Consider the following 11,870-nt stretch of genomic DNA (forward strand, 5'->3'; position numbering starts at 1 on the left):
TTGGCCGCCCCCGGCCTGACCCTAGCGGCGGCCATATCCCCCGCCGCCGGGCGTGTAGATCACAAAGGTGTCACCCGGCTGCATCTCTGCCGAAGCAGTCGCGCTCATATCTTCGCGGGTCCCGTCAGCGCGCTCCACCCAATTGCGGCCGGGCTTCGCGTCCAAGCCGCCGCAGATGCCGCGCGGCGCGATCTTGCGGCGATTGGCCAGCATATTCGCTCGCATCGCCTCCAGAAACGTGATCCGCCGCTCTACCCCGTCACCGCCGCAATATTCGCCCTGCCCGCCGGAACCGGCACGGATTGCGAAACGATCAAGCCGAACGGGCAGCCGCGTTTCCAGTATTTCCGGGTCGGTCAGCCGGCTGTTGGTCATATGCGTCTGGACCGCGCTGGTGCCATCATGCCCCGGCCCTGCACCGGAACCGCCAGCGATGGTTTCATAATATTGATGCCGCGCATTGCCGAAGGTGAAATTGTTCATCGTACCCTGCGACGGGGCAAGCTGGCCGGTGGCCGCGAACAGAGCATCGGTCACCACCTGACTGGTTTCGACATTGCCAGCGACAACGGCAGCGGGCGGCGCAGGATTGAGCATCGACCCGTCTGGCACGATCAGTTCAACCGGGCGCAGGCAGCCATCGTTCATCGGTATCGCATCGTCGATCAAGGTGCGGACAACATACAGCGCAGCAGCGCGGGTGATCGAACGCGGCGCGTTGAAATTGCTGTCCTGCTGCGCGCTGGTGCCGGTAAAATCGAACACCGCGGCGCGGTTCTCCCGGTCGATACGGATCGCCGCACAGACCTTTGCACCGCTGTCCATTTCATAAGTGAACTCGCCATCTTCCAACCGGTCAAGCAGGCGGCGGACCGATTCCTCCGCATTGGCGAGGACGTGATCCATATACGCGGCAAGTACCTCCGTGCCGTTTTCATTCGCGGCTTGAGCAAGCAGTTCCGTGCCTCTGGTACACGCAGCGATCTGCGCGCGGAGGTCAGAAATATTGCGATCGGGATTGCGCGCTGGCCATTCGCCGCTGCCCAGCGCTGTGCGAATTTCCGCCTCGCAAAACCGGCCTTCATCAACCAGCAAGTGATTGTCGAGCAGCACGCCTTCTTCGTCGATTGTCCGGCTTTCAGGCGGCATTGACCCGGGGGCGATCCCGCCAATGTCCGCGTGATGCCCGCGAGCGGCGACGAATGCGTCGGGGTGCTGTGCGGCGTCTGAATAAAACACAGGCACGATCACCGTGATATCGGGCAGGTGCGTTCCGCCGCGGTAGGGATCGTTCAACACATAGGCATCGCCGCGCCGGATGCCGCGGCCGTCACGCGCATCGCCGCGTGCCTCGATAATGCGCTGGATGGAATCCGCCATCGAACCCAGATGCACCGGGATATGAGGCGCGTTGGCGATCAGCGATCCTGAGGCGTCGAACAAGGCGCACGAAAAATCCAGCCGTTCCTTGATATTCACCGAGGTCGCGGTGGATTGCAGAACAACGCCCATCTCTTCTGCTATCGCCATGAAGAGATTGTTGAATATCTCCAGCCGGACCGGGTCGACATGCGTCCCGCTGGCCATTTGCCGTTTCAGCGGTACCGTGCGCTGCACCACCAGGCTGGCATTGTCCTGCAGGGTGGCGGCCCAGCCATCTTCCACCACCATAGTCGAACCGGGATCGACGATGATCGCCGGGCCCTTCACCGCTACGCCAGCTTGCATGTGGCTGCGGCCCATACCCGGCCAGTCGCCATGGGTTTCGATATCGAAGGGCTCAGGTTCGTATTCGGCAGAGGCAAGCCCGCCCGACGATCCGCTTGCCTCAACGCTCAGCGCCTCGACAATGATCTCGCCGTCCGGGTCGGAATAACCATAGCGCTGGCGGTGCTGGTGGTGGAATTCCTCAGCAAGCACGTGCTCGCTGGCCATATCCAGCGGCAGGGTGCTGTCGCTTCCGGCATAGCGCAGTCTTACGCGGCGCATCAGATCGATATCGGTATCGGTCAGACCCTGGTCGCGCAGGACCGAAGCCGCAGCATCTTCCAGCACCGCCAGTTCGCCGGAAATATCCGTGCCGAGCGGCTTTACGATGCTCTGTTCGCGGATCGCCTTGATCGGAGCGAGGCCGATTCCATAGGCTGACAGCATCCCGGCAAGCGGGTGAACCAGCACCGTCTCGATCCCCAGAACATCGGCGACCCTGCATGCCAGCTGCCCGCCCGCCCCGCCAAAGCAGGCCAGCGCATAACGGGTAACATCATGCCCCCGTGCCACGCTGATCTTGCGAATTGCGGCAGCCATGTTGTCGACCGCGATTGCCAGAAACCCTTCCGCGATACTCTCTAGAGTTTCGCCGGATTCAAGGCTGTCGGCAATTTCCTGCAACCGCAAACGCGATGCTTCAGGGTCAAGCGGCTGATCGCCGTTTGGTCCGAAAACAGCAGGGAACAGCGACGGATTGATCCGGCCAAGGAACAGATTGCAATCGGTGACCGTCAGCGGCCCGCCCTTGCGGTAACACGCCGGCCCCGGATTGGCGCCCGCGCTTTCCGGACCAACGCGAAACCGTGTCCCGTCAAACTGGCAGATTGAGCCGCCGCCTGCGGCAACGGTATGGATTTGCATCATCGGCGCGGCCACCCGCACCCCGGCAACAACGCTGTCGCCGGTCAGTTCATACTCACCAGCATAGTGCGCAACATCGGTCGACGTGCCGCCCATGTCGAAGCCGATCAGCCGATCATGGCCGAGTGCCCGGGAGGTCGCGACCATACCCACTACGCCGCCGGCAGGGCCCGACAGGATCGCATCCTTGCCGCGGAACCTGTGCGCTTCCGCCAAGCCCCCGTTCGACTGCATGAATTGCAGCCTGCCCGCCTTCGGCAAGCGGTTTTCGACCTGTTCGACATAGGTGCGCAGGACGGGCGAGAGATAGGCATCGACCACCGTCGTATCGCCGCGCGGCACCAGCTTGATCAGGGACGAAACCTCGTGGCTGACGCTGATCTGGGCGAAACCGATCTCGCGGGCGATATCCGCAAGACGCCGCTCATGTTCAGGGTAATTCCAGCCGTGCATCAGCACGATCGCGAGCGACGCAAAGCCGCGCTCCTTCAGCCCCGTCAGCGCAGCACGGGCGGCATCTTCGTCCAGCGCGCGCAGGACTTCACCGCCGGCCGCAACACGTTCGTTTACCTCCACCACTTCGGAGGCAAGCTGCGATGGAAGCTCTATATGTCGGGCGAAGATCTCTGGCCGCGCCTGCGTGCCAATCCGCAGCGCATCGCCGAACCCGGCCGTAATCGCGAGCGCCGTTCGCGCGCCCTTACGTTCAAGCAGCGCGTTGGTGGCAACGGTGGTGCCGATGCGCACCTCCGCAATCGGCGCTTCCCCGTGCCGCTGCATCAGATGCGATACGGCTTCGCTGGCCGCGTCTTCATATTGATCCGGGTTTTCGGACAGCAGCTTGTCGGTGACTATCCTGCCGTCGGGCGTGGTGGCGACCACGTCGGTGAAGGTTCCGCCGCGGTCGATTGCAAATCTCCATGAACCTTCGGAAACTGCGTGCTCGGTGCTGGGTGCGGCCATGGCGCGACTATACGGAAGCGCGAGGCGCGGACAAGCGGTTCAGCGATGACGAAGCCAATTGTGCTGCGGATTATTTCGGAGCGTTGGCGGCGGCCAGTTCGCGGATGCTGCGTTCGGGATCATCGCGCATGGCAGGCTGCAGGTTCAGTTCCATCACGCTTCGATCAGGGACCGAGTAAGGCTGCCAGTCGGGCATGAGATCGCTGGACGGCGCACCTTCCCGGGCAAAGGAAATCCACGCATCGCTCATCATGTCGGCCATTCTTGCTGCGTCCTCCCCTTCGCCAAGCAGCGCCGCGCTTTCCGCCGCGTTGTTGAACATCAGCGGGATATCCAGCGTGTGCGGCGAGCGCAGCATACCGTTCGCGACGGGGGTTTCCCATGTCAGCCGGTAAACGAATACAGGCGCATTCGCGGTGCGCGATTGCTGGTCGGCGAGCAGATAAGTGCCCTGAACGAACCGGGTTCCGAACGCTGCACTGGCGAGGTGCGTTGCGGAATAATCGGGGTACATTTCCCGGTACGCCGCCACTGCCCCTGCCGCCTGCGGGCCCATGCCTGCCGCCATCGCGTTCAGGGTGGCATCGTCGATCATTCCGAACCACGGCTGCGCCGCGAGGAACAGCGTCATTTCATCCTTGTTGTAACCGATCATCAGCGGGATGTCGGCGGATTGCTCCGGCGCGGCAGGCAGGAAGGGATCGCGCGGCTGGATAACGCCATCGGCAATCGGCCCAAATCTCGGCCCGCGACCGAACCCGGCATTGGCAGGTGTAGCCCGGCGGACCGCCGCCAGCAAATCGTCCGCCGCAATTGCCTGTAAGTCAGCCGGATCGGCAATGCCCGCGTGCGCCAAAATATCGCTGGCATAGGCAGCAGCTTCCGCGGGTTTGCCGCTGGTTACACCGGGGCCGGATTGCACAACCGCCTTGTGAAACAGACCCTTGGCAGACGGCATTGCCATCAAGTGGCTGACTTTCGACCCGCCGCCGGATTCGCCCATGATCGTGACATTGTCTGGATCGCCGCCAAAGGCACCGATATTGTCGCGCACCCACTCCAGCGAGCGCACCAAATCTAGATTGCCGAGATTGCCCGACGCGGCATAATCATCGCCGAATTTCTCTGCCAGATTGAGGTATCCGAACGCGTTAAGCCGGTGGTTCACGGTCACCACTACGACATCGCCCTTCGCGGCGAGGTTGCGGCCGTTATAGGCTGGCCACCCGCCAGATCCGTAATCATATCCGCCGCCGTGGAACCAGACCATGACCGGGCGCGATCCTGCCCCGGCATCGGGGGTCCAGACGTTCAGGAACAGGCAGTCTTCATTGTCGATTTTCTGTTCAGTGGAAGTCGGGAAGATCGCCTGAATGCCGCGCGTGACGTCGGTCGAATTGGGCCCGCTGGGCGTGTACAGTTGCATGCATGGCGCGCCCATTCCGGTCGCGTCATAGAGCCCGCTATACGCATCGGCAGCAACCGGCGGCTTGAACCGCAAATCGCCCACCGGCGGGGCGGCATATCGCAGGCCGAGGAAAGCATCGATGCCGTCTTGCTCCAACCCCTGAACACGTCCCTCACCCGTCTCGACGATGGGGGTGACATCCTGAGCAAATGCCGCTGGGCTTACCGCAGCCAGAAGCAGAGCGGCGAAAACTGTGGGAATACGCATCAAGCGATCCTTTCCAATCGATAATCAGGCTTTCAATCCGGCGGGCTCGGCCTGCGCCTGTAGAGCCAGGCAGCGTGAGGCGCGCCAATAACAAAAGATCGCCAGCGGGGTGAAACACGCGATGACGAGCAGCGCCTGACGCAGCGATTCATCGCCGTAATCCGCAACGAAATAGTCAGACAGTACGCCCACCAGCGTCGGCCCAAGACCCAGACCGATGAGATTGATCACAAGCAGCGTAATCGCCGCCCACACGGCTCGCATCCTGAGCGGTGCGAGCGTCTGGATCATGGCGAAGGTCGGCCCGAGGTAACAGGACTGGAACAGTACGGCGATGAAATACACGCCTACTGCCAGCGGCGCAGAGTCAGCCATGTAGAACCAGATCAGGAACGGCAGCGCGATGGCCTTCAGCCCGGCCACCATCAGCGGCTGCGCCATGATCCCGTAACGCTGCGACAGGCGGTTGGCGAGCCAGCCGCTGCCCAGTCCGCTGGCAACGCCGGCGATGGCCAGAAGCGGCGCGACAATATTGCCGACTTGCAGGGTATTCAGCCCGTATGAACGGATCAGATACGCCGGGGTCCAGCCGGTCAGCGCATAGCCGATCATGGAAGTAAGCGTGACGCCTGCGACCAGCCAGACCGCTGCGCGGTTGGCGAAGATGGAACGGAAACCCGCGCCGATCGACGGCATTTTGTCGCTTTCGACCGCGCCCGGTTCGGCCTTGCGCATAGGCTCGGTCGCAAACAGCTTTACGATTATCGCCAGAGCGACACCGGGCAGCCCGATGGCAAGGAATGCGATGCGCCAGTCGAAGAAATAGGTCAGGTTCCCGCCAAACATCTGGCCTGCGGCGGCACCCAAGGTCACGCCAAGCGAATAGATCGAAAGGGCAAGCGCGCGTTTATCAGCCGGGTACAAATCGGCAATGATGGAGTGACTGGGAGGCGAAGATCCAGCCTCGCCGATGCCGACCCCGATACGCGCCAGCAGCAGCTGCGTGAAGTTCTGGGCCAAGCCGCACACTGCGGTCATCCCGCTCCAGATGGCGAGCGCAATGGAGATGATGTTCACGCGGTTCATCCGGTCGGCCATGGCGGCAACGGGGATGCCAAGCGTGGCATAGAACAGGGCAAATGCGAGGCCGGACAGGAGGCCAAGCTGAGTGTCATTGAGAAGAAGATCGGCCTTGATGTCTTCCAGCAGGATGGCCAGGATCTGCCTGTCCATATAGCTGAAGAAATAGGTCACGGTCAGGAGCAGAAGCGTAATTCTGCGGGCCTTCGCGTTCACTTCCTCCCCTGATCCGGTTGAAGGCTGTGAAGCGGTCTGAGCTGTTTTCAAAAGTTTTTCACCAAAAGAGAAGGCGAGCCGGAGGGAAGACCCGGCTCGCCTAGCTCGTTAGAACCGGGTGCGAATTCCAACCCGGTAGTTGCGACCAATCGCGTTGCCGATGAAGGGGTTATAGCCAAGAGGCAGTTGGGCCTCGGCAGGCTCTTCGTCGGTGAAGTTTTCGACGGCGCCTTGCAGTTCCACTTCCATACCGCCGAGATCGAGCTGCAATGTCAGCGCGATATCATGCTGGGTGTACGAACCGCTCTGAACACCGAAATCGGTCGGTCCCTGCGAAGTGCTGAAGCACGGCGTACGGTTGATGCAGCGGTCATCGAACACGCCATCGATATGGCTGACGGAGTACCGTGCATTGACCATCCCGATATTCAGGTTGGCATACCCGTTGGCACGCCATTCCGGAACGGTGTTCGGATCGCGGAAGTAGTTCCCGAAGCCGACCGCATCGTAGGAAGGCTGAACCACAACGCCCTGAACCTCGAAATCATCGAACTTGTATTCGAGGTTGTAGACAGCGTTACCGCCGAACGAGAACATGCCGTCCTCAAACACCGGAATGTCGATGTTCAGGGAGAAATCGAGCCCTGAAATATCGACGTCGGGACCGTTTACGAAGTCAGTGCGAACGCGGCTGATATCGAGACCGGTCGTGGTGCCCTGGACACACGCGTTGTTGCTGAACGTGATCAGACCAACAAGCGGGCTGGAACAGTTGACCGGGTCGTTGCCGGATGTCTGCCCGTTTGCCACCAGGCTGGCGATTGCATCGCCCGGCGTGGTCGTAATCCGGTCTTCCAGATTGATCGTCCAGTAATCGACCGAGAAGGTCAGGTTTGCAGCGCCCAGCGGCACATCCAGAATGGCACCAATGTTATAGGTAAGTGCCGTTTCCGGCCCGAGGTCGGTCGGGTTGCCAAAGATATCGAGCGATTTGTAGTTACCGCCTGCCGCAGTGAAGCCCTGCAGTGCGGTAACCGAGTTCGGCGATACGTTGGACGCAAGCGGCCCGCGGAAGGTCGTACCGATCGAGCCGCGCAGTGTCAGCCAGTCGGTTGCCTCGAAGCGGATCGAACCCTTCGGATTGATCGTCGATCCAACCGGGCTGCCGTAATCTTCGTAACGGATCGCACCCGACAGTTCGAGACCCTCCATCAGCGGAGCGCTGACTTCGGCGAAGACCGCATAGACATCCTGCTCAAGCCGGTCAGGGCGCGAACCTCCAAGGAAGATGAACGAGCCAACGCCTTCGGTTGAAGTACCGACGCAGCTCTGATCGCCTTCAATGAAGCAAGGATTGAAATCGAGGTTCGATTCCCGGCGGATCGGATCGGTCGAATATTTGTTCTTCCGATATTGTGCGCCGACAGCGAAGGCCAGTGGCCCGCCGCCAAGTTCAATACCGGTCGGGCCGGAAAGAACCGCGTCGAAGACGAACTGGCTTTCTTTCTCGTCAGTGCCGTTCGGAACCTGAAGATAACGGACCAGTTCTGCCGAATTTTCCGCACCCGGGACGTAGAACGGATTGTCGAGGCCCAGTGTCGGGTTGTTCGGTCCGGCATTGGCGAACGGGTTGAAATACAGGCAGCCATTTGCGCCCGGCGTCGTGCCGGTGCAATTCTCGCCGCCAAGACCGTTAAGGGCATCCTGCAGGCGCGAGCCAACGATGCCCGGCGCATATGCCGTGCGGTTGGACTGCCAGAAGGTGCCGTTGACGTCGAGAACGAGATTATCGCTGACATCGAATTCGAAACCGCCGCTCACGCGCCAGGCATCATTGACAGCAAGGCCGGTGCCCGAACCGCGATCAGGGTCCAGCGGATTGCCGAGGTAACCGAACGGACGGAAGAGTACGTTGGTTACTGCCACGATCGGATTGGTCGCGGACGATTGCGGCAACCCGACTTGAGTCAGGAATGCCGGAAGACCGGGGTTGGTCGGCGAGGTAGTGAAAGCCGACTGGAAACCGGAGCCTTTGGGGCCCTGCGTTGGCGGGAAGGCTGGCGAATAGTTGATCGATTCAAGTTCGCTCCGCGACCACAGCGCATCGACATGGAAGCGAGTGGTATCGCTCAGATCGGCCGACAATTCACCGAACACCTGATAGCGGTCTTCTTCCTCGACGAGGTTATCGTAAGGTACATAGGTGAAGCGGCAAAGCGCGCCGTCCTGAAACCCGCCGAGATCATTACAACCCTGGTCAGGCCTGACCTGGGTGTTGAGACCGCCGGTACCAGTATCGAAATACGTTACCGCGACCAGACCCGGTGTCGAAAGCGCCGAATAGGCAGAAGGATTGGTCGCATAACCGACATTGATATAGTCGCGTGCGGTTGTCGGCAGCTCCGAACGGTGCTGCCAGCCGGCACCGACCACAAGGTTGGCGTCGCCGAATTCAAATCCCGCGAGACCGCTCAGGCTGTAATTGCCATCCGACCCATCGACGAAACCATAGTCGCCCTGCAATTCCACACCGGTGAAATTGCTGCGCGTAATGAAGTTGGTGACCCCTGCGATCGCATCGGAACCATATGTAGAACCTGCGCCATCCTTGAGTATTTCAACCCGCTCGAGGGCAAACAGCGGGATGAGCTGCGTATCGACGAAACCTGAACCAGGCGACTGGATGGTCCGCTTTCCGTTAAGCAGCACGAGAGTACGGGTCGCACCAAGGCCGCGAAGGTTGATCGAGCCTACGCCCTGAAAGCCCTGCGCATCGGTGGAGAATTGGTTGGAATCGCCAAGCACCGCACCAACCGATGGGAGGTCCTTGATGAATTCGAGCGGGCTGTCGACACCTTGCTTGCGAAGGTCGTCTGCTGTGAACACGTCAACCGGCAGGGCGGCATCTTCCGGGGTGCCGCGGATCAGCGAGCCGGTAACGACAATCGAAACCTTTTCGTCATCTGCCTGCGAAGCGCCGGCTTGCTCAGCCTCTGCCTGTGCGAATGCTGCACATGGAACGGACGCCAGACTTACGGCGATGGTACCCTTTGCAATTGTATTGAGAAACTTGGCCTTCATGATCTCTCCCCGATCGTGCACGTTGCAACTTGCCGAGGAGTTTGATCATTTGGGTAGCCGGCGATTTTTCACCTGACCCACCCTATCGAATTGAAGCGCCCTCTCCCGGCGAGGCCATACTGAACCTACAAATATGATAATTCAACCCCTGCATATGTGCTCTTTATGCACCAAAAAGCCATACTTATTCTACTACACCGTACAAGATCAAACGCAGGCAATTGGCGATGCTGTCGCGGGTTGAATTATAGTTGTGGAAGCGGGCAAGATCGTAAGTCGCATTGGCACCAATCGAAATGAATTGCGCAGCTATGTTCGGATCGACGGGGTTCACTCCGCCATTTGCAGCAGCGCGTGACAATTCGCTCGCATACCAGCGCGTCACCGGCTTCGATCGTTCGATTGTAGCCATCCGGATCGCGCGCGGAAGGCCGGGCAGCGCCGACGCGCGCAGCAAAGGTTCCTTCTGTTCCAGCTGAACGCGAATGATGGAGGCCAGCACAGTGGCGATCGAGTCTACCGGATTTCCGGCCATTTCGGCGGCCTTGCGCTGAAATTCGCCCATCCGGTTGTAGCTTTCTTCAAAGCACTGTTCGACCAGGCTCTCCTTGATCCGGTTGTGGTGGTAGAAACTTCCCTTCGTGACCCCGAGCTCCGCGGCAATCGCATCAATCGACGTGCCCCGATAACCCTTGCGGCAAATCAGTTGAGTGGCAGTCCGCAGGAATGCTGCATTGTCGATTGCCTTCCCGGTTCCGGCATCAGTTTCGTCGAGCACCTTCCAGTTCGGCCTGACAGTGCGCGGCAAAATACCCCCGCAAGTAAGTGCCGTCAGCTGGTCACGAACATACCCGAATTCCCAATCGCGGAAATCATCGATCCATGCGGGCAGCCAGAAGAGGTTCTCCAGCAGCAATTGAGCGGCCGCCAGCGGCACCGTTTCATCCGCCGGATTGACGCGGTCATTCAGCAACTTCCGGGTTCGTTCCAGCGCTTCCTTGTAGCGCGCCCCCACCCGGCTGCGCCGCGACCGGTGCAGCGTGCGAACTTCGCCCAGCTGGCTGCGGCGGTTGGCCTTGCCTTCTAAATACAGCGCGTAATTTTGGAGTTCGATATCGAAAATGGTCGCAACAGCGCCGGACAAGCTTTCCTGCTCCTCCGCAGCAGCGAGACTTTCCTCGAGCTCTTCAAGCCGGCGATGATAGAGAGCCTCCGCCAGATCTTCTCGGTTTCGGAAATAATACCGCACGCTTGTCGGTTTCAATCCGACCTTGTTTGCGATCTCCGCCAGATCGAGATCGGCAACGCTCCCAAGCGCCAACGACTCCGATGCTGCGTCCAGGATTTGATCGCGTCTCATGCGCCGCAATTAGCCCAAGGTCGCGTCAGAGCCAAGCTGGCAGCAATCCGAACTTCAGTATCACGGCTTTCGGCCGAGCATCGCCGATGCCTTCGCTGCTTGCAGAAAAACCGGCCATGCGAACGTATCTGTTTGCCAGATATGCTCGCTGGCCGGCTTTACTCATGCGCGCCCCCCGTTTTGAGGCGGCGCCAACAACGGTGCTATTTCTCGCCGGGGTATTCGATCCGCGGACCGATCCTTTCGATTACGTCCTGCGCGTTGAAAGCCCGCATTGTGCTGTTGGGGGTTTCGCCTTTGCCCAGCCGGATTTCAGCGGTGGCCTCGAAACGTTCGACCTCCCGGATATCGACGTGTTCGGTCCAGAATGAATGACCGTAATAGGGGTACCACGCCCGCCAGCCGCTCGGCCCGTAATACCGCCAATATGGCTGCCAATCACCGTAGTAGCGACCGTACCACGGGTCATAAAGCGGATCGCGGCGGATCTGCCGTTCGACCTCGCGTTCAAGCACTCGGTCTTCAATCGCAAACCAGTCATACCCTTGCTGGGCCGTTAGCTCCGCTGCCCGGAAAAGCAGATAGCTTTCGACCTGCTCGCGGGAAGTGAGCCTGTTCCCGGCAAAGGACACGCGGTAGCGCTGATCCGAAAGACGTTCGTCCGAATAGCCACCGGCCACTTCGTTTGCGGATGACAGCGGCTGATAGGGGGTGCTGCGATAGGTGCAGCCTGCACTGGCGAGCATTGCTGTCGCTGCAGCGGCCAGGGCAATCTTCGGGTAAAGGCGCATACTTCAAGTCTCCAGTAGCCGGCCGGCGACGTTTTGCCGGTCCGCTGCATTCCAACTTGGTCAGGCACCTGAT

General features: G+C 60.4%; 7 protein-coding genes. All 7 read right to left on the bottom strand.

What is annotated here, in order from left to right; genetic code table 11:
• Positions 1 to 21: 21 nt before the first annotated feature.
• The 7 genes from GRI43_RS08325 to GRI43_RS08355 all read right to left on the bottom strand — a co-directional run bounded on the left by GRI43_RS08325 (position 22) and on the right by GRI43_RS08355 (position 11,797).
• Complete coding sequence (locus tag GRI43_RS08325) at positions 22 to 3,594, bottom strand: hydantoinase B/oxoprolinase family protein (protein ID WP_160730522.1); 3,573 nt, start codon at positions 3,592 to 3,594, stop codon at positions 22 to 24.
• Positions 3,595 to 3,664: 70 nt separating this feature from the next.
• Complete coding sequence (locus tag GRI43_RS08330) at positions 3,665 to 5,269, bottom strand: carboxylesterase/lipase family protein (protein WP_160730523.1); 1,605 nt, start codon at positions 5,267 to 5,269, stop codon at positions 3,665 to 3,667.
• A 24-nt stretch (positions 5,270 to 5,293) separates the two neighbouring features.
• A complete protein-coding gene (locus tag GRI43_RS08335; RefSeq protein WP_271439293.1) occupies positions 5,294 to 6,565 on the bottom strand; it encodes a spinster family MFS transporter in 1,272 nt (423 codons plus the stop codon).
• A 108-nt stretch (positions 6,566 to 6,673) separates the two neighbouring features.
• Entirely contained in the window at positions 6,674 to 9,646 is a 2,973-nt protein-coding gene (locus tag GRI43_RS08340) for a TonB-dependent receptor domain-containing protein (protein WP_160730525.1), read from the bottom strand.
• A gap of 184 nt (positions 9,647 to 9,830) precedes the next feature.
• Positions 9,831 to 11,006, bottom strand: coding sequence for a TetR/AcrR family transcriptional regulator (locus tag GRI43_RS08345; RefSeq protein ID WP_160730526.1), 1,176 nt, complete (start codon positions 11,004 to 11,006; stop codon positions 9,831 to 9,833).
• Between the two features lie 25 nt (positions 11,007 to 11,031).
• Positions 11,032 to 11,172 (bottom strand): hypothetical protein, encoded by a 141-nt coding sequence (locus GRI43_RS08350; RefSeq protein ID WP_160730527.1) that lies wholly within the window; start codon positions 11,170 to 11,172, stop codon positions 11,032 to 11,034.
• Positions 11,173 to 11,209: 37 nt separating this feature from the next.
• A complete protein-coding gene (locus tag GRI43_RS08355; protein ID WP_235903698.1) occupies positions 11,210 to 11,797 on the bottom strand; it encodes a CC0125/CC1285 family lipoprotein in 588 nt (195 codons plus the stop codon).
• Positions 11,798 to 11,870 lie beyond the last annotated feature (73 nt).

Source organism: Pontixanthobacter luteolus, assembly GCF_009828095.1.
Taxonomy (GTDB): Bacteria; Pseudomonadota; Alphaproteobacteria; order Sphingomonadales; family Sphingomonadaceae; genus Pontixanthobacter; species Pontixanthobacter luteolus.